Source organism: Nocardioides sp. J9, assembly GCF_007829375.1.
GTDB lineage: Bacteria > Actinomycetota > Actinomycetes > Propionibacteriales > Nocardioidaceae > Nocardioides.
In genome coordinates this window covers 21,739-45,562 of record NZ_VLJQ01000055.1, presented here as the reverse complement: position 1 = coordinate 45,562, position 23,824 = coordinate 21,739, and the positions used below count along the sequence as shown (strand labels likewise).

Below are 23,824 nucleotides of genomic sequence, written 5' to 3'. Positions count from 1 at the left end.
TCACGGGGCCGGGGTCGGCGGGGCGAGGGTCAGAGCGCCCCGTCGAGCCGGTCCAGCGCCTGCACGACGTCGTCGGTCGACCCGGCGAAGCTGAAGCGCAGGAACCTGCCGCCGTCGACGGTGTCGAAGTCGATCCCGGTCGCCACGGCGACCCCGGTGCGCGCCAGCAGGTCGCGGGCGAAGGCCATCGAGTCCTGCGTCAGGTGCCCCACGTCGGCGTACGCGTAGAACGCCCCGTCCGCCGGCGCCAGCTCGGTGATGCCGAGCCGGGGGAGGCCCTCGAGCAGCACCGTGCGGTTGTGGGCGTAGCGCTGCACGTGCCCGTCGAGCTCGGCGTACGCCGCGTCGTCGAACGCCGCCAGCGCCGCGTGCTGGGCGAGCACCGGCGGGCAGATGCTGAAGTTGCCGGTGAGCACGTCGACCGGGCGCCGCAGCCGCTCCGGCGCGAGCATCCAGCCCAGCCGCCAGCCGGTCATCGAGAAGTACTTGGAGAAGGAGCCGAAGACGATCGCCTCGCGGGAGGTCTCCCAGGCGCAGCTGGCGCTGGCGCCGGCGTACTGGATGCCGTGGTAGATCTCGTCGGAGACCAGCTGCACCCGGTTCTCCTCGCACCAGCGGGCGATCGCGGCGAGCTCCTCGGGCAGCAGCATCGTGCCGGTCGGGTTGGCCGGGCTGGCCACCACCAGCCCGTCGAGCGGCTGGCGGGCGKGGGCCTCCGCCAGCTGCTCGACGGTGGGCTGGAAGCGGGTGTCCGGGCCGGTGGCGACCTCGACGACCTCGCAGCCCAGGGCGGCGAGCACGTTGCGGTAACAGGGGTAGCCCGGCCGCGCGATCGCCACCCGCGCGACGGTGTCGAACGCCGCGAGGAAGGCGAGCAGGAAGCCGCCGCTCGAGCCGGTGGTGACCACGACGTCCTCGGCGGAGACGTCGATGCCGTAGCGGCGCCGGTGGTGCCCGGCGATCGCCTCGCGCAGCTCGAGGATGCCGGTGGCGGTCGTGTAGCCCAGCGGGTCGCCGCTGTTGAGCAGCCGCACCGCCTCCGCGGTCACCGGCGCCGGCGCCCCCGTGCTCGGCTGCCCCGCGACGAGGTTGACCAGATCGCCGTGCGTGCGCTGCCGCTCGGCCGCCGCCGCGAGCAGGTCCATGACGTGGAACGGCGGGACGTTCGCCCGGGCTGCGGCGGTGAAGCGGTCGGTCACGTGCGTCCCTCCAGTCACAAGATTCGCCGGTCGACCGGCGAAACTCCTACCTGACCGACGAAGTTTCGTCGGTCAAGCGACAGTTTCGCCGGTCGACCGGCGAAACTCTCAACCGGCCGCGTGCCGCCCTGCGCGCCGCCCGAAGAACGACCCCTCCCCGAGCTGGGTGCCCGAGCAGTAGCCGTTGCCGTCCTGGGCGATGTTCGAGGCGCAGGCGCCGGCGGCGTAGAGGCCGGGGACGACGGAGCCGTCGGTGCGCCGCACCTGTCCGTCGACGGTGGTGGCCATGCCGCCGATGGTGAAGCCGGCGTAGAGCGCGACGCCGAGGGACAGGTCGAGCACCGCCCACGGGCCGGCGGTCTGCGGGGCCAGCCAGTCGGAGTGCTTGTGGAAGTCGGGGTCCTCGCCGCGCGCGGCGAGCTCGTTGTAGCGCGTGACCGTGCGCACGAGGGCGCCGGCGGGCATGCCGAGCCCGGCCTCCATCTCCTCGATGGTCTCGAAGCCGTCCTTGAGCGGCACCAGCGGCATGTGGTCCTCGCCGAGGTGCTCGCTGTCGACGATGAGGTACGCGACGGCGTCGGGCTGCTTCATCACGTGGTACGACGTCCGCGCGTGGTAGCTGTCCTCGGCGACGAAGCGCTCGCCGTCCCGGTTGACGATGATCCCCTTGCAGCGCGAGGACGGCGGGTAGAACGGCGCGGTGATGAACGGCTCGTCCATGTGCTCGAGCGCGGCACCGACGGACTCGCCGAGGCGGATACCCAGCCCGTCGTCGTACGTCGAGCCGAGGGTGAACAGCTTGGAGCCGAGCGCGGGGGTGTAGCGGGCGACCATGTCGGCGTTCATCACGAAGCCGCCGGCGGCGACGACGACGCTGCCGGCGCGGACCAGGCCGGTGCGGTCGAAGGACTTCCACGCCAGACCGACCACGCGGCCGGTGTCCGGGTCGCCGTCGACGACGAGGTTGGTCGCACCGGTCTCGTAGCGGACCTCGACGCCCTCCTTCTCGACGTGCTCGCGCAGCAGGTCCATCACGATCCGGGTGCCCTCGGTGTCGCCGGGGACGGGGACCTTGTGGCCGCGCGGGGCCGGGGCGACCTTCTCGCGGTAGGGCCAGACCTTCTCGTTGCCGGTGAACATCAGGCCCTCGGTGCCGGGCTGGATGACGGCCTTGCCGGGGAAGTAGGAGCGTTCGAACTCGAATCCGAGGTCCTCGAGCCAGTCGAAGTGGGCGACCGATCCCTCGCAGTAGGCGCGGATCTTCTCCTCGTCGGGGTCCTTGGTGCTGGCCATCAGGTAGTCGACCATCGCCTCGACGGAGTCCTCGTGGCCGGTGGCCTGCTGCACCGCCGTACCGCCGCCGAGGTAGAAGTGGCCGCCGGACATCGACGACGTGCCGCCGTGGACGGCGGCCCGCTCGAGCAGCAGCACGCGGGCCCCTGCGCGGGCGGCCTCGAGGGCCGCGCATCCGCCGGCGATGCCGAAGCCGACGACGACCACGTCGAAGGCCTCGGTGTCGGCGTCGAGGGCGCTGGCCGGGAGCACGTCGGGAATGACCAGGCCGGCCGGGAGGTTGCTGTCTGCACTCGTCACAGGGGCAAATCTAGAACATGTTCTAAGTTCGGGCCACGGTTCGCCGCGGATCGGGCTCGGGAGCCGCCGGGCGAGCTGCCGCCCGACGCGGTGGGCGGAGCGCCCGGTCGATAGACTGCTCCCCCTCCACCCGACGAAAGCCTAGTGTCCTTTTGACCTTCGACGTCCACCAGCTCGACACCTTCCTGCTGATCGGCGCCGCAGTCACGTTCCTCGCCGTCCTGGCGGTCCGGATGTCGTCGGGAGCCGGGCTCCCCAGCCTCCTGGTCTACCTCCTCATGGGTGTCGCCCTGGGGGAGGCCGGCCTCGGCATCGACTTCGACGACGCCGAGCTCGCCCACGCGCTCGGCTTCGGCGCGCTGGCGATCATCCTCGCCGAGGGCGGCATCACCACAAGCTGGCGCGAGGCGCGCCCGGCCATGCGGATGGGCGTCTCGCTCGCGACCGTCGGCGTCGCGATCTCCGTCGGCGTGATGGCGGTGGCCGGCCACTTCCTGCTCGGCCTGTCGTGGGAGCTGGCGATCCTGCTCGGTGCCGTCTGCTCCCCGACGGACGCCGCCGCGGTCTTCTCGGTGCTCCGGGTGGTGCCGCTGCCGAAGCGGGTCACCGGCGTGCTCGAGGCCGAGTCCGGTCTCAACGACGCCCCGACGGTCGTCGTCGTCAGCCTCGTCGCGTCCGGAGCCGTCGGTGAGCACGGCTGGCTGGGGACCACCGGGATCGTCGTCTACGAGCTCGCCGCCGGCATGCTGATCGGCCTCGCCGCCGGCTTCGGCGGGACGTGGGTGATGCGTCGCGTGGCGCTGCCCGCCTCCGGCCTCTACCCGATCGCGGTGCTGTGCCTGGCGATCATCGGGTACGGCAGCGCCTCGGCAGTGCACGCCAGCGGCTTCGCGGCCGTGTACGTCGCCGCGCTGGTCCTCGGCAACGCCSACCTGCCGCACCGGGCGACCACCCGGTCCTTCGTGGAGGGGCTGGCCTGGCTGGCGCAGATCGGGCTGTTCGTCATGCTCGGCCTGCTGCTGTCGCCGGACCGGATCTCGTGGACGACCATCGGCATCGCGGTCGCCGCCGGCACCGTCCTCACCGTCGTCGCCCGACCGCTGTCGATCGTCGTCTGCGCCGTGGTCAAGCCGATGAGGTGGAACGAGCTCGGGTTCCTGTCCTGGGCCGGCCTGCGCGGCGCCGTGCCGATCGTGCTCGCCACCATCCCGCTCGCCGAGCACGTCACCGACGCCGACCGCCTCTTCGACATCGTCTTCGTGCTGGTCGTCCTCGACACGATCATCACCGCGCCGACCCTGCCGTGGGTCGCCCGCGCGCTGCGGGTGACCCGCCGCTCGGAGCCGCGCGGCTTCGATCTCGAGGCAGCACCCCTCGACCGGGTCGCCGCCGACCTGCTCCAGGTGCGGATCAGCCCGACCTCGAAGATGCACGGTGTCGAGGTCGGCGAGCTGCGGCTGSCGGTCGGGGSGAACGYGKCGATGATCGKGCGCGACGGGCAGGCGATGGTGCCGGAGCGTCGTACCGTCCTGCGCCACGGCGACGACCTGCTCGTGGTCACCCCGCGCAAGCTGCGGGAGTCCACCGAGCAGCGACTGCGCCAGGTCAGCGCCGGCGGGCGCCGCCTCGCCGGGTGGCTGGGCGAGGAGGAGCGCCGCGCCTGACCCTGCGGGTCAGGGGAGGTCGTCGGGCTCGCTGCTCAGCGGCGGCGTGCAGACGTAGGCGTCCTTCTGCGCGGTGATCGCCGCGCGGCCCTTGCGGACCTTCTTGAACTTCTTGCCGACCACGATCGTGACGCCGGGGTAGCCGGAGCCGCGGTCGACGATGTCGACGTTCCGGCCGAGGTAGGACGCCAGCAGCAGCGCCGCGGGGTCGCCCGGGTCGCTCGCCCACACCTGCGCAGCGACCGGCCCGGTGTCGGACGGCGCGTTGCCGGTCTCGCCGGCGGCGAAGCCGAAGCGCTCGAGGCGGGCCATGGTGCGGCTGGCGAGGCCGTTGGGGCCACCCGCGTTCAGCACGGTCACCATCACCTGCGGCGGCGAGACCTCCTCGCCGGCGGAGATCAGGGTGTCGGTGCACGGGGCCGCCTGGATCTTCTCCGGGAACGGCTCGGTGACCCGCGACCACGCCCAGGCGACGCTGGCGAGGAAGACCACGGCCAGCACGGCGAGGGTCAGGGCGGCGCGGTTGCCGTTGCGGGGCTCGTCCTCGGCCATCCTCAGCCCTCCATCCGGATCACGCGGGCATGCAGGACGTTGCGCTGCTGCAGGGCTGCCCGCAGCGCACGGTGCAGGCCGTCCTCGAGGTAGTACTCGTCGTGCCAGAGCACGACGTGGGCGAACAGGTCGCCGTAGAACGTGGAGTCCTCGTCGAGCAGGGACGACAGCTGCAGGGTGTCCTTGGTGGTCACGAGCTCGTCGAGGCGGACCTGGCGCGGGGGTACGGCGGCCCACCCCCTGGAGTCGAGGCCGTGGTCGGGGTACGGACGCCCGACTCCCACGCGCTTGAAGATCACGGGCTCGGAGTCTACGGGGCCGCCGCGCGACACCACCTCGCGCACGGGGAGCCGGACGGCGGGCGGGCATAGAGTTCCGTGGCATGACGCAGGAGCAGACGCCCGCAGAGACGCCCGCGCCCGACGCCGCCGCCCCCGGGGAGGCTCCCGAGGCTGCCTCCGAGGCTGCCCCCGAGGCGCCCGACGCGCCCGCAGCCGAGTTGGGGCCGATCGAGCAGGCGGTCGCGCCCGGCTACGCCTTCGAGGGCCCGGCGCTCGAGCTCGGCGGGCTGATGTCCGGCCCCGACGAGCTGACCGGCAGCACGATCCGGATCCCGCTCGGCATGCTCAACCGCCACGGCCTCATCGCCGGTGCCACCGGCACGGGCAAGACGAAGACGCTGCAGCTGCTCGCCGAGCAGCTCAGCGCCCACGGCGTACCGGTCTTCGCCGCCGACATCAAGGGCGACCTGTCCGGCCTGGCGACCGCGGGCGAGGCGAACGACAAGCTGCTGGCGCGCACGAAGTCGGTCGGCCAGGACTGGACCGCGACCGCGTTCCCGGTGGAGTACTACGCGCTCGGCGGCCAGGGCATCGGCATCCCGATCCGGGTGACCGTGACCTCCTTCGGCCCGATCCTGCTCAGCCGGGTCCTCGGTCTCAACGACACCCAGGAGTCCAGCCTCGGCCTGGTCTTCCACTACGCCGACAAGAAGGGCCTGCCGCTGCTCGACCTGCAGGACCTGCGCGCCGTCGTCCAGCACCTCACCAGCGCCGAGGGCAAGGCGGACCTCAAGGACCTCGGCGGGTTGTCCGCGGCGACCGCGGGCGTCATCCTGCGCGAGCTGATCGCGTTCGCCGACCAGGGTGCCGAGGCCTTCTTCGGTGAGCCGGAGTTCGACTCCGCCGACCTGCTGCAGCTCGCCTCCGACGGCCGCGGCCTGGTCAACCTGGTCGAGCTGCCGAACCTGCAGGACCGCCCGGCGATCTTCTCCACCTTCCTGATGTGGCTGCTCGCGGACCTCTTCCACGACCTGCCCGAGGTCGGCGACATCGACAAGCCCAAGCTGGTGTTCTTCTTCGACGAGGCGCACCTGCTGTTCAAGGACGCCTCGAAGCCCTTCCTCGAGCAGATCGCCCAGACCGTGCGGCTGATCCGCTCGAAGGGCGTCGGCGTCTTCTTCGTGACGCAGAGCCCCACCGACGTACCCGACGACGTGCTCGCCCAGCTCGGCTCGCGCGTCCAGCACCAGCTCCGCGCGCACACGCCCAACGACGCGAAGGCGCTCAAGGCGACCGTCAACACCTACCCGCGCAGCGCCTACGACGACCTCGGCGAGGTGATCACGACGCTCGGGATCGGCGAGGCGATCGTGACGGTGATGGGGGAGAAGGGCGCCCCGACCCCGGTCGCGTGGACCCGGCTGCGCGCCCCCGAGTCGCTGATGGCGCCGAGCCCGGCCGAGTCGATGGAGGCCACCGTCGCCGCCAGCCCCCGCAACGCCAAGTACGCCGAGGTCGTCGACCGCGAGTCGGCCCGCGAGATCCTCGCGAAGAAGCTCGAAGAGGGCGCGAAGGAGGCGGAGGAGGCGGAGGAGAAGGCCGGCTCCGGTGCCGCGGGGAAGACCTCCTCGAAGTCGAAGGCGAAGAAGAAGGACGAGGGCGGCGGCGCCGGCGAGATCGTCAAGGACGTCGTGAGGTCCTCGGCGTTCAAGCAGTTCATGCGCACCGCTGCCGCGGAGATCGCGCGGGGGATGTTCGGCACCGCCCGTCGCCGACGCTGATCGCTGCGAGGCCCGGGCGGCGTACATAGTGGCCGCTTCCTGGACTTGTTGGCTCTTGCAGCGGTCAACAAGTTCGGGAATCGCCGCCCAGGCGGTGATTCCCGGCTCCGGCCGGCCGACTTCCTGACCGCTTCCTGCCCAGCTCGGCAACCCGGCTGGAGGCGGCGTACATAGTGGCCGCTTCCTGGACTTGTTGGCTCTTGCAGCGGTCAACAAGTTCGGGAATCGCCGCCCAGGCGGTGATTCCCGGCCGCCGCCGACTTCCTGACCGTCTCTGCTGCTTCCTGGCCGTTGCAACGGTCGTGAAGTGCAGGAATCGCCTCTGAAGAGGTGATTCCCACCCCTACCTCCCCACCTCCGGCAGGTCCGCGCGGCGGGGCGGGTCGGCGCCGGGGCGGGAGACGGTGACGGCAGCGGCGGCGTGGGCGTGGCGGACGACGGCCTCGACGGTGGCGTCGTCGAGGGCGGTCAGGCGCGCGTACGCGTCGGCGCCGTGGATGCCGAGGGTGAGCAGGGCGTCGAGCAGGCCGGCGGTGAAGGTGTCGCCGGCGGCGATGGTGTCCACCACCTCGACGGCCTTGCCGGGCACGTCGAGGCGGGTGCCGTCGGCGCGGACGACGGTCGCCCCGGAACCACCGCGGGTCACCACGACCAGGGCCGGGCCGAGGCGGGCCCAGCGGGCGGCGGCGTTGGCGGCCGGGATGCCGGGGAAGTACCACCCCAGGTCCTCGTCGCTCACCTTCACCAGGTCCGACAGCGCCACCAGCTCCTCGACCCGCTCCCGCGCGCTGTCGACGTCGGGCGTGATCGCCGGGCGGGCGTTCGGGTCGAGGCTGACCAGGGCGTGCCGCCGACGGCGCCGGACCAGGTCGCGCACGTCGCGGGCGCCGGGCTCGAGCACCGAGGCGATCGATCCCACGTGCAGCACGTCGCACGGGTCGTCGCCGACTGGCGGCAGCGCCCACGACAGGTCGAACTCGTAGCGCGCCGCACCGTGCTCGTCGAGGACCGCGCGGGCCGTGCTCGTCCCCCCACCCGGAGGTACGACGACCGCGAGCTCGACGTCGCTGTCGGCCAGCCACCGACGGAGCCGGTCACCGCGGTCGTCCTCACCCAGGGCGGTGGCCAGCCGCGGGCGGCGTCCCAGCCGGCCCAGGGCGAGGGCGACGTTGGCGCAGCTGCCGCCGGGCAGCTCGACCGGCGCCCGGCCGGCACGCTCCACGACGTCGATGAGGGCCTCCCCGGCAACCAGGACCCGCGGCAGGTCCTGCGGCAGGTCCGGCGCCGCGTCGGCCGGGTCGTCCAGCGGGGTCACCGCTCGAGCCTAGGCGAGGGGCACCGATGGCACCGGCCGGCCGCGCAGGTCCGCGTCCGCCACACCACCCCCGCAATGCCCCGCACCACCCCGGACGCACCCGCGGGTGGGCCGTGCGTGACGGCCGGGTGAGGGTCTGGTGAGGATCTGCTGAGGGTCGCTGAGGCTCGGAGTGCCTCAGGCGGTCCAGCGCAGCGCGTCGTCGACGAAGTCGGCGAGCTTGTTGACGCCGCGGAGGTCGCTGCGCTGCTCCATGAGGCGGGCGATGTTCTGGGCGTGGCGGTCGCGGAGGCGGGCGGCGCGGGCGGCGGCCTCCTCGGAGCGGTCGGCGGGGGTGGTGCCGACGGACTCGAGGTGACGGCCGGACCCGGTCCCGGTGGAGGTCGTCTTCGTCATGTCTCCACAGTGCGCCGGAGAGGTTTCACAAACCCCGCCACGGGGTTACGAGTTCGTGTACAGCCGTGTGGCGTGCGCGACAGCAGGACGGATGCCCGGTCGAACGGTCAGGCGCCGTCGAACCCGTTGAGCAGCAGGAAGAAGAGCACCAGCCCGACCACGGCCCCCAGCAGGCCCAGGCCGGCGCCGATGAGGGCGCGGCGGCGTGGCGCCCACGCGGGGTCGAGGGCGAGCGAGCCGAGCACGGCGCCGATCGCGGCGGCGAGCAGCACGTGGACCGGCAGGACGAGGTCCTCCCCGGTGCGGGTCCCGTCGAGGACGAAGGCGGTGATCGGCAGCAGCACGCAGCCGACGAGCGCCATCACGGCGCCGACGAGCAGTGGTCTCACAGGCTCAGGATGGCAGCACGGAGGCCAGCACGTCGTGCGCCTCGACCATCGCCGGGCCGTACCACGTCAGCAGCCGCCCCGACACCAGCCGCGTCGGCACCCGGGTGAAGGCCTCGGGCCCGTCGGCCTCGGTGAACACGTACGGCTCGTCCGGCAGCAGCGCCAGGTCCACGCCGTCGGTGTCGAGGTCGGCGAGCTCGGCCTTCGGGTAGCGGTCCTCGCCGGTGGCAAAGGCGTTCTCCCAGCCCAGCCGCCGCAGGAGGTCGCCGGTGTAGGTCCGCGGCCCGACGACCATCCACGGGTCCCGCCAGATGGGGACGACGACCCGCCCGCGCGGCTGCGGCAGCGGGCCGGACCAACGTGCCCGGGCCGCGGCGAGCCAGTCCGGCTCGGGCACGGCCAGCGCCTCGTCGTACAGGCGGGTCAGCGAGGCGAGGGCCTGCGGCACGGTCTCGATGTCGGTCACCCACACCGGGACGCCGGCCTCGCGCAGCCGCCGGACGTCGAGCTCGCGGTTCTCCTCCTTGTTCGCGACGACGAGGTCGGGGGAGAGGTCGCGGACCGCGGCCAGGTCGGGGTTCTTGGTGCCGCGGACCCGGGGGACGTCGAGGTCGGCGGGGTGGGTGCACCAGTCGGTCGCGCCGACGAGGCGGTCGGGGACGTCGCTCGCGAGCGCCTCGGTGATCGAGGGGACGAGGGAGACGATGCGCGCCGGCGGGGCCGGCAACGGCACGTCGTGGCCGAGGTCGTCGAGGGTCACGCCCCTATGATCCCCGACGTGGGAGCGATCTTCGGATGGACCGTGCTGGCCCTGGTCTTCGTCGACGAGCTGCTGGTGATGGCGGCCTTCGGTGTCTGGGGCTGGCACCACGACCCCCGCGCGCTGCTGGTCTGGCTGCTGCCGCTGGTGGCGATGGGCGTGTGGTGGACCTTCGCCTCCCCGAAGGCGCCGTACGGCGGCACGTGGGTGCGCCCGCTGGTGAAGGTCGTCGTCTTCGGCCTGGGCACGCTCGCCCTGTGGGACGCCGGGCACGAGGGCTGGGCGGTCGCGCTGCTCGTCTTCTCCGTCGTCGTCAACGCCCTGGCGCTGCTGCCGAGCATCCAGGTGCTCGTGGAGGAGCAGCGCCTCTAGGAGCCAGGGGCGCCGCCCGGCGACGCGGCCCGGACCGGCTCAGCGCAGGTTGAGGCAGCCCGAGAGCTCGGGCTTCCAGTCGATCCCGGCGTGCTCGGCGACCCGGCGGTCGAGCCCGGCGGCGACGTCCTCGGGCCACGGCGCGGTCTTGCGGTCGGCCAGCTTCACGCAGAGGAAGATCTCCTCGAACACGCAGGCGATGCGCTGGTTGGTGTCGTCGAGGACGTAGACGACCGCGTGCGCGGCCCGCTCGGAGCGGCCGACCAGGCGCACGCGCACCGACATCTGGTCGCCGGTCTTGAGCTCGTGCAGGTAGGTCAGGTGGTGCTCGGCCGAGAGGCACGCGAAGCCGCTGACGATCGGCCAGTTGAACGGGATGCCGACGTCGTAGAGCGACTCGTCGAGGCCCTCGCTGCCGATGCCGAGGTAGTGCCGCACGTTGAGGAAGCCGTTGCTGTCCTCGAAGGCCGTCGGGACCGGCTGGACGGCGAAGGCGGGCAGGGTGGCGAGCTGGTCGTACGTCGGCTGCGTGCTCATGCAACGGACCCTAGCGACTCCGGGCCGGGATTGGCTGGGCCTGACGCGCCGGGCGTACCATGGGCCTGCCAGATCAAACCGCGTGTATCACCTCGCGCCGGCCCGGCCGGCGGTCCAAGGCGGCACCTGAGCCACTGGACCGAGGACATGCAGGATCACTCCCCGTCGTTGCTCCGGGCGACCGGACCGGCCTACTTCCCGATCGCGCTCGTCGCGCGCCTGCCCTACGCGATGATGGTCGTCGGCGTGCTCACGCTCGTCGTCGACGGTCGCGGCTCGCTCGCCTTCGGCGGCCTCAGCTCGGCCATGGTCGGCGCGGGCGCCGCCTGCTTCGGCCCGCTGCTCGGCGCCGCCGCCGACCGGTTCGGCCAGCGACCCGTGCTGCTCGCCGCCGGCATCGCCTCGACGACCGCCCTGGGCACGATGGCGTGGATCGTGCACAGCCCGCTGCCGGGCGCGGCCGTGCTCGCCGTCGCCTTCCTCGTCGGCGCCACCGCCCCGCAGGTCGCGCCGATGTCGCGCAGCCGGCTGGTGCAGGTCATCGCCGCCCGGATCGCGCCCGCGCGCCGCGAGCGCACCTTCGACGCGACCATGGCCTACGAGTCCGCGGCCGACGAGATGGTGTTCATCGTCGGCCCGATCCTCGTCGGCGTGCTCGGCACGCTGCTCGACCCGTGGGCCCCGGTCGCGGCCGCTGCGGTCGTCACCCTGGTCTTCGTCTCCGCGTTCGCGGTGCACCCGTCCGCGACGGCGGTGCGCCCGGGCCGCGGCTCCAAGGTCGTCACCGCACCCGCCGCCGAGCTGCTGCGCGCGCGGCTGGTCGTCGTCGTGGTCGGCATCCTCGGCGTCGGCCTCTTCTTCGGCGGCATGCTCACCTCGCTGACCTCCTTCATGGCCGACCACGGCAACCCGGAGGGTGCCGGCCTCGTGTACGGCGTCATGGGCGTCGGGTCCGCGGTGTTCGCCCTCGGCGTCGCGCTGTTCCCCTCGTGGTTCACGTTGCGCGCCCGGTGGCTCGTCTTCGCCGGCGTCCTCGTCGCGGGCACCGCGGTGATGCCGTTCGTCGAGTCGGTCGGCGCGATGTGCCTGCTGCTGCTCGTCATCGGCATCGGCGTCGGCCCGACGATGGTCACGCAGTACAGCCTCGGCGCCGTGCGCAGCCCTGTCGGCCGCTCGGCGACGGTGATGACCCTCCTCGGTTCGGCCGTCATCGTCGGCCAGGCGAGCGCCTCCGTGGTCACCGGGAGCCTCGCCGACCGGTTCGGCACCGGCACGGCACTCGTCGTACCGGTGGTGGCGGCGGGCGTGGTCATGCTCGCGGGCCTCGCGAACTGGCGCCTGCCGGCGGGGGACGCGACCGCGCCCGGCTCGGCGGGAGTGCCGGATCCGCGGCACGAGGCCGATGCCCTCGCCGGCTGACCTGCAGGCGAGCCGCGGCGAGGTGTCGTGGACAGTTTGGCGAGGCTTCCTCACTTTTTGGTCCGTTCTGCAGCCGACCCCGGGGCGTCGCTGCTAGGTTCCTCGACCGTCGTGCCCGGGGAGCGTGCGCGCGCTGCGCCCTGCCCCCGGGTTTTCCCATGTCGAGGACCGGAGGCCCGATGTCCCTGAAGCTGCGCCGTACTGCCGTCACGATCGCCGCCACGTGCGGCCTCGCCCTCACCGCCTGTGGTTCCGACGGGGACGGCAAGGACGCGGGGGACCGGGCCGGCAGCGGGTCGGGCACGGCGTCGGCGCCCTCCCTCGAGGACGCGAAGGCGGTCGTCCTCGACTACTTCACGAAGTTCTTCTCCGGCGACCCTGCCGCCTGCGCGCACGAGTCGGTCGAGTACGGCGCCGCGCAGGACCAGGAGAACGACGCGAAGGACTGTGCCGAGCGCGTCGCCGCGGTCGCCTCGCTGGTGCAGGACGGCGAGCCGCTCCTCGACGTCTCGAAGAGCGTCGTCGTGGTCAACCAGGACGCCGACGGCAGGGCGGTCGCCGACGTCCAGCACGAGCTCGAAGGCAGCGGCGGCGTCTACTACCTCGTGGTGCAGGACGGTGTGTGGGTCATCGACGACGAGGCCGACTACGGCGAGCAGGACCCCGACCCCGAGGCGATCGCGGAGGACGCCGCGCGGACCGCGGAGTGGTCGAGAGCCTTCTGCGAGGTCACCCTCGACTCCACGAAGGAGGAGGTCCTCGAGGTGATGGGCGAGCCCACCGCCGAGGAGACCGACGAGGACGGCGAGCTCGAGCTCGCGTGGACGACCGACCAGGCCGGCTTCTACGTCTGGATCGGCGAGGACGGCACCGTGGCGTCCACCAGCGCCTCGGGCAGCGACCCCTGCGAGTGAGGCGGGCGGGCTAGTCCGTCGGGCCGCCCGCCAGCCCCCGGGCGCGGGCGGCCCGACGCAGCAGGAGCGTGCGCTCGCCCTCGTTGCGGGTACGACGCGCCGCCTCCTCGAACTCGTCCGCGGCCGCTGCGTGGTGGCCGCTGCGCTCGAGCAGGTCGCCACGCACGCTCGGCACCAGCGGGGAGTCCCGCAGCGTGTCCGGGTCGACCGCGTCGAGCACGGCCAGCCCGGCGTCCGGGCCCGACGCCCGGCCGTGGGCCACGGCCCGGTTGACCTCGACGACCGGCCCGGGAGCGGCGGCCGCCAGGACGTCGTACAGGCGTGCGATGCGCAACCAGTCGGTCTCGGCCGCCGTGCGCGCGCGGGCGTGCACCGCGGCGATCGCGGCCTGGAGGGAGTAGGAGCCGACCGGCTTCCCGCGACCCGCGAGCTCCTCGGCGCGGCGCAGTGCCGCGAGGCCGCGCCGGACCAGCAGCTGGTCCCAGCGGCTGCGGTCCTGGTCGTCGAGCAGCACGGGGTTGCCCTCGGCGTCCGTGCGCGCCGGCAGCCGCGACCCCTGCAGCTCCAGCAGCGCCTGCAGGCCGTGCACCTCCGGCTCGTCCGGGGCGATCTCCGCCAGCAGGCGGGCGAGCCGGATCCCCTCCTTCACGAGGTCGGGTCGCGCCCAGTCGTCACCGGCCGTGGCGACGTACCCCTCGGTGAAGACGAGGTAGACCACCGCCATCACGTCGTCGAGGCGCTGCGTGCGCTCCGCTCCGGTCGGCAGCTCGAGGTCGGCGCCCGCCTCGGCGACGGTGCGCTTGGCGCGGGAGATCCGCTGGCCCATCGTCGCGTCCGGCACGAGGAACCCGCGCGCGATCTCGGTCGTCGTGAGCCCGCCGACCAGGCGCAGGGTGAGCGCGGCGCGGGACTCCGGCGTCAGCGCCGGGTGGCAGCACAGGAACATCAGCCGCAGGACGTCGTCCTCGATGTGGTCCACCTGGCTCTCCAGGTCCGGCATCGCGCTCACCTCCTCCGCGGCACGTCCGAGCTCCTCGGTCTTGCGACGCAGGTTGTCCGCGCGCCGGATGTGGTCGATACCGCGGCGCTTGGCGGTCGTCATCAGCCACGCGCCGGGGTTCGCGGGCACGCCCTGCCCGGGCCACGCCTCCAGTGCCGCGACGAGGGCGTCCTGCGCGAGGTCCTCGGCGAGGTCGATGTCGCGGGTCATCCGCACCAGCGCCCCCACCAGCCGGGCCGACTCTCGCCGCCACGTCGCCGTGATCGCCTCCGCGGTCGCCGCCTCCACCATGCGGCCAGCCTAGGACCGCCGAGGTGCGTGACTTCCGACCGCGAGGTGTGCCGGGTCGCCGGCCGAGGTGTGAGGGTTCGCGGTGCGAGGTGTGAGGGTCGTACGTCGTACCGACCCGCACACCTCGTGGTGCGAACCTTCACACCTCGCGGTGCCAAGCCTCACACCTCGCGGGGCAGGGGTCAGGCGTCGGAGGGGGTGGGGCCCTCGTCGGGGACCTGGCGCAGGGTGGCGACCATGCGGCACTCGGGCCAGTGCTTGGCGTGCAGCTGCGCGAACTCCTCCTGGCCGGCGATGGCCTCCTCGAGGGTGTCGTACTGCAGCAGCGCCCAGCCGCCGACGGCCTCGCGGGCCTCGGCGTACGGCCCGTCGACCCGGGTGACCTGGCCCTCGCGGACCACGAAGTTCACGGCGTCCTCGAGGCCGAAGAGCCCGCCGCCGTCGAGGAAGACGCCCTTCTGGGCCTGTTCGCCGATGTAGGCGTCCATCGCGTCGAACAGTTCCTGCGGCGGGTTGCCCTGGCCCTCTTCCATCCGCACGAAACCCATGAAACGAGGCATGTCGATCAGTCCTTCACAGTGGTGGGTGGGTTGTTCCGAACCTACGTCGATCGGGACGACCCGCCTTCGACATCGACCTCGAAGAAATTTCTAGACGACCTTCCCCGGGTACGCCGACGGGCGGCCTCCCCGTGTGGGGAGACCGCCCGTCGGGTGGTGCGGAGTGTCGGGTGGTGCGGAGTGTCGGGTCGTCGGGCTCAGACGTTGCGGCGGTACTGGCCGCCGACCTCGAAGAACGCCTCGGTGACCTGGCCGAGCGAGCACACCCGCGCCGCGTCCATGAGGACGCCGAAGATGTTCTCGCCGGTGGTCGCAGCCTCCTTGAGGCGTGCGATCGCGGCCGCGGCCTCGTCGGCGTGGTCGGCCTGGAACTTCCGGACCCGCTCGAGCTGCGAGTCCTTCTCCTCCGTCGTCGCCCGGGCCAGCTCGATGTGGTCCGGGGTGCCGTCGCCGGCGCCGGGGTTGCGGAAGGTGTTCACGCCGATGATCGGCAGCGAGCCGTCGTGCTTCTTGTGCTCGTAGAGCATCGACTCGTCCTGGATCCGGCCGCGCTGGTAGCCGGTCTCCATCGCACCGAGCACGCCGCCGCGCTCGGAGATCCGGTCGAACTCGAGCAGCACGGCCTCCTCCACGAGGTCGGTGAGCTGGTCGACGATGTAGGAGCCCTGCAGCGGGTTCTCGTTCGCCGCCAGGCCCCACTCGCGGTTGATGATCAGCTGGATCGCGAGCGCGCGGCGCACGGACTCCGCCGACGGGGTCGTGACGGCCTCGTCGTAGGCGTTGGTGTGCAGCGAGTTGGCGTTGTCGTAGATCGCGATGAGCGCCTGCAGCGTGGTCCGGATGTCGTTGAAGTCCATCTCCTGCGCGTGCAGCGAGCGGCCCGACGTCTGGACGTGGTACTTCAGCTTCTGCGAGCGCTCGTTGGCGCCGTACCGCTCCTTCATCGCGATCGCCCAGATGCGGCGGGCGACGCGGCCGATGACGGAGTACTCCGGGTCCATGCCGTTGGAGAAGAAGAACGACAGGTTGGGCGCGAAGTCGTCGATGTCCATGCCGCGCGCGAGGTACGACTCCACGTAGGTGAAGCCGTTGGCGAGGGTGAACGCGAGCTGGCTGATCGGGTTCGCCCCGGCCTCGGCGATGTGGTAGCCGGAGATCGAGACGGAGTAGAAGTTGCGGACCTGCTGCTGGATGAACCACTCCTGGATGTCAGCCATGCAGCGCAGCGAGAACTCCGTGGAGAACAGGCAGGTGTTCTGGCCCTGGTCCTCCTTGAGGATGTCGGCCTGCACCGTGCCGCGCACGGACTTGATCGCCTCGTAGGGATCGATGCCGCGCTCGCGGGCCTGGTCCATGACGGTGTTGAGGAAGAACGCCAGCACCGTCGGGGCCGGGCCGTTGATCGTCATCGACACCGAGGTGGTCGGCGAGAGCAGGTCGAAGCCGTCGTAGAGCGCCTTCATGTCGTCGAGCGTCGCGACGGACACGCCGGACGTGCCGACCTTGCCGTAGATGTCGGGCCGCTCGTCGGGGTCGCGGCCGTAGAGCGTGACCGAGTCGAAGGCGGTGGAGAGGCGGGTCGCGGGCTGGCCCTCGGACAGCAGCTTGAACCGCTTGTTGGTCCGGAACGGGTCGCCCTCGCCGGCGAACATGCGGGCCGGGTCCTCGTCGGCGCGCTTGAACGGGAAGACGCCGGCGGTGAAGGGGAACTTGCCCGGAAGGTTCTCGCGGCGCCAGAAGCGGACGAGCTCGCCGTGGTCCTCGAAGCGCGGGACGGCCACCCGCGGCACGTGGGTGCCGGCCAGCGAGACCCGGCCGTTGGTCTTCGTGTCCTCGTCGTACGCCGCCACGACCGACGGCCACTCCTGGATCTGGTCGCGCAGGTCCAGCGGCAGGTCGTCGTTCGCGCGGGCGGCGGCCGCGGCGAGGTCCTCGATCTCGGCGAGCTCCTCGGCGACGGCCGCGTAGCGCTGGGCGCGGCGGGCCTTCTCGACGAGCAGCTCGGTGTCGGCGTGGTAGCCGCGCACGGTGTGCGCGATCTCGGCGAGGTAGCGCACGCGCTCGGCCGGCAGCACCTGCTGGATGCGGGTGGAGAACTTGCCCTCGACCGGGGCGAGCATGCCCTCGGCGGCGGGCAGACCCTTCTCGACGAGCAGGCCGCGCAGGTGCTGGTAGAGCGCGGTGACGCCGTCGTCGTCGAAGGTCGCGGCGGAGGTGCCGAAGACCGGCATGTCGGAGGGCTGCTTGCCGAAGGCCTCGCGGTTGCGGACCATCTGGCGACCCACGTCGCGCAGCGCGTCCGCGGCACCGCGGCGCTCGAACTTGTTGATCGCGACGGCGTCGGCGAAGTCGAGCATGTCGATCTTCTCGAGCTGCGAGGCGGCGCCGAACTCCGGCGTCATCACGTAGAGCGAGGTGTCGACGAAGGGCACGATCGCCGCGTCGCCCTGGCCGATGCCGGGGGTCTCGACGACGACGAGGTCGAAGCCGGCGGCCTTGACCACGTCGATGACGTCGGTGAGGTGCTCGGGGACCTCGTGCGCGCCACGGGTGGCGAGGCTGCGGAAGTAGACCCGGTCCCGGTCGAGGCCGGTCAGGTCGAGGCTGTTCATCCGGATCCGGTCGCCCAGCAGCGCGCCGCCACCCTTGCGGCGGGTCGGGTCGACGGCGATGACCGCGACGCGGACCTTGTCCTGCTGGTCCACGCGCAGGCGGCGGACCAGCTCGTCGGTGAGGCTGGACTTGCCGGAGCCGCCGGTGCCGGTGATGCCCAGGACGGGCACGGGGCGGCCGCTGGTGGCCTCGCGGAGGCGGGCCAGGAACTCCTCGTCGAGGCGGCCGAGCTCGGCACCGGTGATGGCGCGCGCCAGCGCGGTGCGGTCGCCGGCGAGGACCTGGTCGGCGGTGACGGCGCCGGTCTCCCACAGGTCGGTGTCGCAGGCCTCGACGACGGTGTTGACCATGCCCGGCAGGCCCAGGCGCTGGCCGTCCTCGGGCGAGAAGATGGTGACGCCCGAGCTGCGCAGGCGCTCGATCTCGTCGTGGACGATGACGCCACCGCCGCCGCCGACGACCTGGATGTGCTCGGCGCCGCGCTGGCGGAGCAGCTCGACGAGGTACTCGAAGTACTCGACGTGGCCGCCCTGGTACGACGACACGGCGATGCCCTGCACGTCCTCCTCGATCGCGGCCTCGACGACCTCGGCGACGGAGCGGTTGTGCCCGAGGTGGACGACCTCGCAGCCCTGGCTCTGGAAGATCCGCCGCATGATGTTGATCGACGCGTCGTGGCCGTCGAACAGGCTCGACGCGGTCACCAGGCGGACCGGGTTCTTCGGGACGTGCAGGGTGCTGTCGGTCATTGAGGGATCCCTCCGAGGCGATCGGGAAGTGCTCGGACCTCCGATAGTAGGATGTCCTACTAAATCTGTGAAGTTGATGTCCACCACACGCCCACGGATGCCCTAGAGTCCGCGTCATGCCCACCGCCCCCCGCCTGCCCTTCGACCCGATCGATCGCGCGGGCGACCTCTGGGAGGAGCACTTCGGCGACGCGACGGCCATGCGCCTGGCGACGTCGGTGATGCGGGTGCAGCAGCTGATGATCAGCGCGCTCGACGCCGCGCTGAAGCCCTTCGGGCTGACCTTCTCCCGCTACGAGGTGCTGGTGCTGCTGCACTTCAGCAACCGCGGGTCGCTGCCGCTGAGCAAGATCGGCGAGCGGCTGATGGTGCACCCCACCTCGGTGACGAGTGCGATCGACCGGCTGGAGGCGCAGGGCTACGTCGAGCGGGTCCCGGACGAGGACGACCGCCGTCGTACGCTCGCGCGGCTGACGCCCGCCGGCCGCGCCACGGTGAAGAAGGCGACCGACGCGGTCACCGCGATCGACTTCGCGATCACCGGCCTCACGCCCCGCCAGCAGGAGGACGCCTACCTGCTGCTGCGCCGGCTGCGCCGGTCCTCGGGCGACTTCCCGGACTGACGTCCGGCCCGACGCCCGCGAGCCTCGAGGCTTGCGGGCCGTGGCTGGTGGGTCCGGGGAAAGCGCAGGAGGGCCGCGCCTCGCGCAGCCCTCCTGGACGTCCGGCCCGGTCAGCCGTAGGTGTAGAACCCGCGGCCGACCTTGCGGCCGAGCAGGCCGGCCTCGACCATGCGGTTGAGCAGCGGCGGCGAGGAGTAGAGCGGCTCCTTGAACTCCTCGTAGAGCGACTCGGCGACGGCCTTGGTGGTGTCCAGGCCGATCAGGTCGGCGAGCGCCAGCGGGCCCTGCGGGTGCGCGGCGCCGAGCACGAGGCCCTGGTCGATGTCCTCGGCCGAGGCGAAGCCGGACTCGAACATCCGGATCGCCGAGAGGATGAACGGGATGAGCAGCGCGTTGACGACGAAGCCGGCGCGGTCCTGGCAGTCGATCGCGTTCTTGCCCAGGTCGTCCTGCACGAACGCGCGGGCGCGCTCGGTCGTCTCGTCGGCGGTCAGCAGCGACGGCACGAGCTCGACGAGCTTCAGCACCGGCACCGGGTTGAAGAAGTGCACGCCCAGCACCTGCGAGGGGCGCTTGGTCGCGACGCCGAGCTTCATGATCGGGATCGAGGAGGTGTTGGAGGCGAGGATCGCGTCGGGGTCGGTGACGACCTCGTCGAGGCGGCGGAAGAGCTCGGTCTTGGCCTGCTCGTCCTCGACGATCGCCTCCACGACCAGCTGGCGGTCGGCGAGGTTCTCCAGGCCCTCCACGACGCGGATCCGGTCGAGGACCTCGGCGGCGGACTCGATCTTGCCGCGGCTCTCGGCGCGCTTGAGCGACGTCTCCAGGCGGTTGCGCGCGGCCTCGACGGCGGCGGCCGACGACTCCACGACCACCACGTCCTTGCCGGCGCGGGCGCTGACCTCGGCGATGCCCGACCCCATCAGTCCTCCGCCGACGACGCCGACCCGCTCGATGTCCGTCATTCCCGTCTCCGTTCGCTCGAATTACTAGGACGTCCTAGCAATCTACGCCGTCGGCCCGTCCGGGACGAGGGGCGACCCCACAAAGAAGGGGGCGGTGCGTTGTGGGCCGCGCGCAGCGCTCAGGCGTCGACGACGCGGTCGAGCCCGGCGACGATCGCCTCCGCCGTCCGCTCGACCATCGCCAGCACCTCGCGGAAGCCGGCGTCACCGCCGTAGTAGGGGTCCGGGACGTCGCCGGTCCCCTCCGGGTCGAAGTCGCGTAAGGCCCGCACCCGTGCCGGATCGGCGTCACCGCCGGCGCTGCCGGGGCCGAGGTCGCGCAGGTCGGCGAGGTTCTGGGCGTCCATCGCCAGCACGAGGTCGTGCTCGTCCAGCCACGCGGCGAGCACCTGCTGCGCGCGGTGGCGCGAGGCGTCGTACCCCTCGCTGGTGAGCAGGGCGGCAGCGCGCCGGTCCATCGGCTGGCCGACGTGCCAGTCGCCGGTGCCGGCGCTGACGACCTCCACCCGGTCGTCCAGGCCCGCGTCGGCGACGCGGGCGTTGAGGACCACGTCGGCCATGGGGGAGCGGCAGATGTTGCCGAGGCACACGACCGCGATGCGGTAGCGGCCGGGCGTGCGGGCAGGCGGCAGGCTCGGGGCGGTGCTCATCGCGGCCTCAGTCGTCGACGCCGACGATGGCGTCCAGGATCCAGGTGGTGATGCTGATGATGATCGAGCCCCACACCGCCGGCCAGAACCCGTCGACGTGGAAGCCGAGGTCCACCCCGTCGGCGAGCCACGCGGTGAGCTGCAGCAGCAGCGCGTTGATCACGACCAGGAACAGGCCCAGCGTGAGGAGGATGAACGGGATCGACAGGATCGTCAGCACCGGCTTCACGAACGCGGTGATGGCGCAGGAGATGAGGGCGACGACCACCAGGGGCACGATCTTGTCCTCGACCTCGGCGCTGCCGCGGGTGGCGCCCTCGAACCAGATCCCGTCGATGAGCTGGGCGGCCACCGCCAGCGCGGCGACGGTGATGGCCCAGCGCGAGAGGAACGCGATCATGCGTCCAGTCTGGCAGGCCGGGGTGCGCCGTCCGCCCACGGTCACTCGAGGTCGAGCGCCTCGATGATCTCGACCTCGGCGTCGTCGATGTGCTTGCGCAGGAACTCGTAGGCGCCGTCGGGGCCCTCGATCCGCTCGGCCTCCAGCAGCTCCACCAGGCCCTCGTGCGACTCCGCCTCGTCGTGGGCGTTGCGCTTGATCCGGTCGACCTGGGCGAGCGCGAGCTTGAGCTCGTCCATGAGGGCCTCGGCCATCTGCACCAGCCGTGGGCTGCCGGTGAGCTCCACGAGGGAGACGTGGAAGGAGAGGTGGCGCTCGTTGAGCTCCTCGTACGACGCCTCCCCGCCTCGGACCGCCGCCGTGTAGGACTCGAGGGTGTCGCGCACCCGCTGGCGTCGTACGACGTCGGCGGTGGTCCAGGCCTGGACGCCGGCCCCCTCCAGCACCCACCGGGCGCGGCACACGTCGCGCACGGACTCGGCCCGCGGGGTCGCGACGCTCACCCCCCGGTTGGGCTCGCGGGTCGCCAGGCCCTCGGCGACGAGGACGGTCAGCGCCTCGCGCACGGTCGGCCGGGAGACCCCGAGCGACTCGGCCAGCGCGATCTCGCGCAGCGGCGTGCCGCTCTCCAGCTCGCCCTCGAAGACGGCCCGGCGCAGCTCGGCGGCCACCCGGGAGACCGTCGACGCGTGCTCGACGCTCAGCGTGGCGAACGCCTTGCGGGTGGCGGGGGCGGCGGGCATGCGGTCCATTCTGCCGCCTCGCCGGGCGCCGGGACCCGCGTGTCCGCGGTGCTTCCCGCCGGGCGCCGTCGGGGGCTATCCTGTCGGTTCTTGTCAGATTGTCAGACAATAGTGGTGCTGCCGGTTCCGGCAGCGCCGGCGAGCAGGAGTCCGGGAGCACCGGACCCGACGGACGTGACCGAGGAGGGGCTGATGGGCTCGGCGCTGGAGTGGGGACGGCACTACGCGATGGTGGAGCCGTCGTCGTACCGGATCGACTACGCGATCAACCCCTACATGGACCCGGCGGTCCAGCCGGACCCGGTGCGGGCGCGCGACCAGTGGCAGCACCTGGCCGCGACGCTGCGCTCGCTCGGCGCCACCGTGGAGGAGGTGCCGGCGCTGCCGCAGGCGCCCGACATGGTCTACGCGATGAACCTCGGGCTGGTGGCGCTGCGCCCGGACCGGACCGGTTCGGGAGGGCGCTCCGTCGTGCTGTCGCACATGCGCCACCCGCAGCGCCGGGTCGAGACCCCCGCCGCGCGGGCCTGGTTCGAGGCGCAGGGCTTCACGCCGTCGTACGTCGGCCGCGAGGGGATCGGCGCGCACTTCGAGGCCGGCGACGCCTTCCCGTTCCGGGGCGACCTGGTCGTCGGGCACGGACCGCGCACCGACGAGCTCGCCCTGCGCCAGCTCGCCGGCGACCTCGGCGTGCGCGTGCGCGGCCTGCGGATCACTCATCCCGGGATGTACCACCTCGACCTCGCCTTCTGCCCCCTCGACGACGAGCACGCCCTGGTCTGCCCGGCCGCGTTCGACGACGAGTCGGCGCACCGGCTGCTCGACCTCGTCCCGCAGCCGGTGGTGCTCAGCGAGGAGGAGGCGATCGGCAGCTGGTGCGCCAACTCCGTCGTGGTCGGGCGGAGCGTGGTCATGCCGGGCTGCCCCGACCGGGTCCGGAGCCGGCTCGACGCGCTCGGCTTCGACGTCGTCCTCGTCGACGTCTCGGAGTTCCACCTCGGGGGAGGGTCGGTGCGCTGCCTGACCAACCCGCTCGACATCACGGTCGGGCTGCTCCCCGGGCCGGACGCCGCCGCTGCCTGACTGGTCCGGCCGCGGCCCGGCACCGGGACGGATACGGTGTCCCACCGGAAGTCCCTCCCAGTGCCCAGGAGACCCGGTGACCGGTCCCACACCCAGCCAGCCCGGCTGGTACGACGACGGCGACGGCCGCGAGCGGTGGTTCGACGGCAACGCCTGGACCGACCACGTGCGCGGCGAGGTACGCCCGTCCCCCGAGGCGCAGGACGGGCAGGACGCGCCGAACGGGCAGACCGTCGTGGTCCCCGCCCCGCAGGACGCGCCCGGCCCGGTCCCGCCGGCGACCCAGCAGCTCCAGGTCGGCGGCGGCAAGGGCCTGCGGGTCACCATCGGCCTGCTCGGCGCCCTGGTGCTGGTGGCGGTCGCGGTGGTCGCGGTGCTGCTCGTGCTCGGCCGCGACGGCGACGACGCGGAGCCGGCGGTCGACGACACCTCGACCCCGGTGGAGCCCGAGCCCACCCCCGAGGACGCGCCCTCGTCGCTGGACCTGCCCACCATCGACCCCTCGGACTTCCCCTCGGACCTGCCCACGATCGACCCGACCGACTTCCCGAGCGAGCTGCCGACCGGCCTGCCGACGGACTTCCCGAGCGACTTCCTGTCCGACTTCCCGACCGACCCGGAGGACTTCGCCTCCTGGGCCTCCGAGCTGCTGGAGCCGTGATCCGATGAGCGACCCGAACCAGCCGTACGGCGCCGTACCGCCGAACCAGCCCCAGGGCCAGCCCCACGGCCAGCCCCAGGGCCAGCCGCCGGCCTTCCCGCCGCCGGGCTTCCCGCCCCCGGGCGCGGGCTACCCGCCGCCGGGCACCCCGGCACCGGGCAGCAGCACCGGCAAGGGCGCCGGGAACACCGTGCTGGTGGCGCTCCTGGTGCTCGGCCTCCTCGCGCTCGCCGGCGTCGTCGTCGGGCTCGTGCTCGTCACCCGGTAGCAGCGCGCTCGCCCGTCCCTAGGCTGTCCCCGTGTACCTGACCGCC

General features: G+C 72.6%; 25 protein-coding genes. 9 read left to right on the top strand and 16 right to left on the bottom strand.

The window, feature by feature from the left end:
• Positions 1-29: 29 nt before the first annotated feature.
• Both L615_RS05795 and L615_RS05790 read right to left on the bottom strand, forming a co-directional pair.
• Positions 30-1,199: a pyridoxal phosphate-dependent aminotransferase gene (locus L615_RS05795; RefSeq protein WP_261376576.1), complete on the bottom strand. Its 1,170-nt coding sequence runs from the start codon at positions 1,197-1,199 to the stop codon at positions 30-32.
• Between the two features lie 108 nt (positions 1,200-1,307).
• Complete coding sequence (locus tag L615_RS05790) at positions 1,308-2,792, bottom strand: FAD-binding protein (protein WP_261376575.1); 1,485 nt, start codon at positions 2,790-2,792, stop codon at positions 1,308-1,310.
• A 152-nt stretch (positions 2,793-2,944) separates the two neighbouring features.
• On the opposite strand from L615_RS05790, the gene L615_RS05785 reads away from it, so the two are divergent.
• Positions 2,945-4,456, top strand: coding sequence for a potassium/proton antiporter (locus L615_RS05785; RefSeq protein ID WP_145724424.1), 1,512 nt, complete (start codon positions 2,945-2,947; stop codon positions 4,454-4,456).
• Between the two features lie 9 nt (positions 4,457-4,465).
• Here the strand turns inward: L615_RS05785 and L615_RS05780 are convergent, their stop codons facing one another.
• Complete coding sequence (locus L615_RS05780) at positions 4,466-5,008, bottom strand: LytR C-terminal domain-containing protein (protein WP_145724423.1); 543 nt, start codon at positions 5,006-5,008, stop codon at positions 4,466-4,468.
• Positions 5,009-5,010: 2 nt separating this feature from the next.
• Positions 5,011-5,307, bottom strand: a complete 297-nt coding sequence (locus tag L615_RS05775) for a type II toxin-antitoxin system VapB family antitoxin (protein ID WP_028654419.1) — start codon at positions 5,305-5,307, stop codon at positions 5,011-5,013.
• Positions 5,308-5,579: 272 nt separating this feature from the next.
• Between L615_RS05775 and L615_RS05770 the strand changes: the two genes are divergently transcribed.
• Positions 5,580-7,070 carry a helicase HerA-like domain-containing protein gene (locus tag L615_RS05770; protein WP_396954720.1) on the top strand — a complete coding sequence of 497 codons (1,491 nt, stop codon included), beginning with the start codon at positions 5,580-5,582 and terminating at the stop codon, positions 7,068-7,070.
• Positions 7,071-7,413: 343 nt separating this feature from the next.
• Here L615_RS05770 and L615_RS05765 read toward each other — a convergent pair whose 3' ends face one another.
• From L615_RS05765 to L615_RS23130, 4 genes are all read right to left on the bottom strand, one after another.
• Complete coding sequence (locus tag L615_RS05765) at positions 7,414-8,385, bottom strand: PfkB family carbohydrate kinase (RefSeq protein WP_232221669.1); 972 nt, start codon at positions 8,383-8,385, stop codon at positions 7,414-7,416.
• Between the two features lie 177 nt (positions 8,386-8,562).
• Complete coding sequence (locus tag L615_RS05760) at positions 8,563-8,781, bottom strand: hypothetical protein (RefSeq protein ID WP_036516768.1); 219 nt, start codon at positions 8,779-8,781, stop codon at positions 8,563-8,565.
• A 107-nt stretch (positions 8,782-8,888) separates the two neighbouring features.
• Complete coding sequence (locus L615_RS23135; protein ID WP_186449748.1) at positions 8,889-9,170, bottom strand: hypothetical protein; 282 nt, start codon at positions 9,168-9,170, stop codon at positions 8,889-8,891.
• 4 nt (positions 9,171-9,174) lie between these two features.
• Positions 9,175-9,930, bottom strand: coding sequence for a helical backbone metal receptor (locus tag L615_RS23130; RefSeq protein WP_186449747.1), 756 nt, complete (start codon positions 9,928-9,930; stop codon positions 9,175-9,177).
• 18 nt (positions 9,931-9,948) lie between these two features.
• Between L615_RS23130 and L615_RS23125 the strand changes: the two genes are divergently transcribed.
• Positions 9,949-10,302, top strand: a complete 354-nt coding sequence (locus tag L615_RS23125; protein WP_186449746.1) for a YrdB family protein — start codon at positions 9,949-9,951, stop codon at positions 10,300-10,302.
• Positions 10,303-10,341: 39 nt separating this feature from the next.
• On the opposite strand, the gene L615_RS05750 is transcribed toward L615_RS23125, so the two are convergent.
• Complete coding sequence (locus L615_RS05750; RefSeq protein ID WP_028654414.1) at positions 10,342-10,839, bottom strand: thioesterase family protein; 498 nt, start codon at positions 10,837-10,839, stop codon at positions 10,342-10,344.
• Between the two features lie 147 nt (positions 10,840-10,986).
• Here L615_RS05750 and L615_RS05745 point away from each other — a divergent pair, with 147 nt between their 5' ends.
• A complete protein-coding gene (locus L615_RS05745; RefSeq protein WP_145724421.1) occupies positions 10,987-12,258 on the top strand; it encodes an MFS transporter in 1,272 nt (423 codons plus the stop codon).
• Between the two features lie 179 nt (positions 12,259-12,437).
• Complete coding sequence (locus L615_RS05740) at positions 12,438-13,172, top strand: hypothetical protein (RefSeq protein ID WP_145724420.1); 735 nt, start codon at positions 12,438-12,440, stop codon at positions 13,170-13,172.
• A gap of 10 nt (positions 13,173-13,182) precedes the next feature.
• Here L615_RS05740 and L615_RS05735 read toward each other — a convergent pair whose 3' ends face one another.
• The 3 genes from L615_RS05735 to icmF all read right to left on the bottom strand — a co-directional run bounded on the left by L615_RS05735 (position 13,183) and on the right by icmF (position 18,385).
• Complete coding sequence (locus tag L615_RS05735) at positions 13,183-14,463, bottom strand: RNA polymerase sigma factor (RefSeq protein ID WP_145724419.1); 1,281 nt, start codon at positions 14,461-14,463, stop codon at positions 13,183-13,185.
• 182 nt (positions 14,464-14,645) lie between these two features.
• Positions 14,646-15,023: a YciI family protein gene (locus tag L615_RS05730; protein ID WP_145724418.1), complete on the bottom strand. Its 378-nt coding sequence runs from the start codon at positions 15,021-15,023 to the stop codon at positions 14,646-14,648.
• A gap of 197 nt (positions 15,024-15,220) precedes the next feature.
• A complete protein-coding gene (gene icmF / locus L615_RS05725; RefSeq protein ID WP_028654410.1) occupies positions 15,221-18,385 on the bottom strand; it encodes a fused isobutyryl-CoA mutase/GTPase IcmF in 3,165 nt (1,054 codons plus the stop codon).
• A 116-nt stretch (positions 18,386-18,501) separates the two neighbouring features.
• Between icmF and L615_RS05720 the strand changes: the two genes are divergently transcribed.
• On the top strand, positions 18,502-19,008 hold the full coding sequence (locus tag L615_RS05720) for a MarR family winged helix-turn-helix transcriptional regulator (RefSeq protein ID WP_145724417.1): 507 nt from the start codon (positions 18,502-18,504) through the stop codon (positions 19,006-19,008).
• A gap of 110 nt (positions 19,009-19,118) precedes the next feature.
• On the opposite strand, the gene L615_RS05715 is transcribed toward L615_RS05720, so the two are convergent.
• From L615_RS05715 to L615_RS05700, 4 genes are all read right to left on the bottom strand, one after another.
• Positions 19,119-19,973, bottom strand: a complete 855-nt coding sequence (locus L615_RS05715) for a 3-hydroxybutyryl-CoA dehydrogenase (RefSeq protein ID WP_145724416.1) — start codon at positions 19,971-19,973, stop codon at positions 19,119-19,121.
• A gap of 119 nt (positions 19,974-20,092) precedes the next feature.
• Entirely contained in the window at positions 20,093-20,623 is a 531-nt protein-coding gene (locus L615_RS05710; RefSeq protein ID WP_145724415.1) for a low molecular weight protein-tyrosine-phosphatase, read from the bottom strand.
• 7 nt (positions 20,624-20,630) lie between these two features.
• On the bottom strand, positions 20,631-21,023 hold the full coding sequence (locus L615_RS05705) for a phage holin family protein (protein WP_028654406.1): 393 nt from the start codon (positions 21,021-21,023) through the stop codon (positions 20,631-20,633).
• 41 nt (positions 21,024-21,064) lie between these two features.
• Positions 21,065-21,766 carry a GntR family transcriptional regulator gene (locus L615_RS05700; protein ID WP_051485478.1) on the bottom strand — a complete coding sequence of 234 codons (702 nt, stop codon included), beginning with the start codon at positions 21,764-21,766 and terminating at the stop codon, positions 21,065-21,067.
• Between the two features lie 174 nt (positions 21,767-21,940).
• On the opposite strand from L615_RS05700, the gene L615_RS05695 reads away from it, so the two are divergent.
• From L615_RS05695 to L615_RS05685, 3 genes are all read left to right on the top strand, one after another.
• On the top strand, positions 21,941-22,849 hold the full coding sequence (locus L615_RS05695; protein WP_261376574.1) for a dimethylarginine dimethylaminohydrolase family protein: 909 nt from the start codon (positions 21,941-21,943) through the stop codon (positions 22,847-22,849).
• A gap of 76 nt (positions 22,850-22,925) precedes the next feature.
• Positions 22,926-23,510 carry a DUF2510 domain-containing protein gene (locus L615_RS05690; RefSeq protein ID WP_145724414.1) on the top strand — a complete coding sequence of 195 codons (585 nt, stop codon included), beginning with the start codon at positions 22,926-22,928 and terminating at the stop codon, positions 23,508-23,510.
• 4 nt (positions 23,511-23,514) lie between these two features.
• Positions 23,515-23,778, top strand: a complete 264-nt coding sequence (locus tag L615_RS05685) for a hypothetical protein (RefSeq protein WP_145724413.1) — start codon at positions 23,515-23,517, stop codon at positions 23,776-23,778.
• The last annotated feature ends 46 nt before the right edge of the window (positions 23,779-23,824 follow it).

Bases quoted from the DNA above. Each gene is read 5' to 3' on its own strand.
- L615_RS05700 (WP_051485478.1), bottom strand. From the start codon at position 21,766: ATGCCCGCCGCCCCCGCCACCCGCAAGGCGTTCGCCACGCTGAGCGTC.
- L615_RS05705 (WP_028654406.1), bottom strand. From the start codon at position 21,023: ATGATCGCGTTCCTCTCGCGCTGGGCCATCACCGTCGCCGCGCTGGCG.
- L615_RS05730 (WP_145724418.1), bottom strand. From the start codon at position 15,023: ATGCCTCGTTTCATGGGTTTCGTGCGGATGGAAGAGGGCCAGGGCAAC.
- L615_RS05685 (WP_145724413.1), top strand. From the start codon at position 23,515: ATGAGCGACCCGAACCAGCCGTACGGCGCCGTACCGCCGAACCAGCCC.
- L615_RS05740 (WP_145724420.1), top strand. From the start codon at position 12,438: ATGTCCCTGAAGCTGCGCCGTACTGCCGTCACGATCGCCGCCACGTGC.
- icmF (WP_028654410.1), bottom strand. From the start codon at position 18,385: ATGACCGACAGCACCCTGCACGTCCCGAAGAACCCGGTCCGCCTGGTG.
- L615_RS05745 (WP_145724421.1), top strand. From the start codon at position 10,987: ATGCAGGATCACTCCCCGTCGTTGCTCCGGGCGACCGGACCGGCCTAC.
- L615_RS05715 (WP_145724416.1), bottom strand. From the start codon at position 19,973: ATGACGGACATCGAGCGGGTCGGCGTCGTCGGCGGAGGACTGATGGGG.
- L615_RS05750 (WP_028654414.1), bottom strand. From the start codon at position 10,839: ATGAGCACGCAGCCGACGTACGACCAGCTCGCCACCCTGCCCGCCTTC.
- L615_RS05780 (WP_145724423.1), bottom strand. From the start codon at position 5,008: ATGGCCGAGGACGAGCCCCGCAACGGCAACCGCGCCGCCCTGACCCTC.
- L615_RS05760 (WP_036516768.1), bottom strand. From the start codon at position 8,781: ATGACGAAGACGACCTCCACCGGGACCGGGTCCGGCCGTCACCTCGAG.
- L615_RS05735 (WP_145724419.1), bottom strand. From the start codon at position 14,463: ATGGTGGAGGCGGCGACCGCGGAGGCGATCACGGCGACGTGGCGGCGA.
- L615_RS05720 (WP_145724417.1), top strand. From the start codon at position 18,502: ATGCCCACCGCCCCCCGCCTGCCCTTCGACCCGATCGATCGCGCGGGC.
- L615_RS05710 (WP_145724415.1), bottom strand. From the start codon at position 20,623: ATGAGCACCGCCCCGAGCCTGCCGCCTGCCCGCACGCCCGGCCGCTAC.
- L615_RS05770 (WP_396954720.1), top strand. From the start codon at position 5,580: ATGTCCGGCCCCGACGAGCTGACCGGCAGCACGATCCGGATCCCGCTC.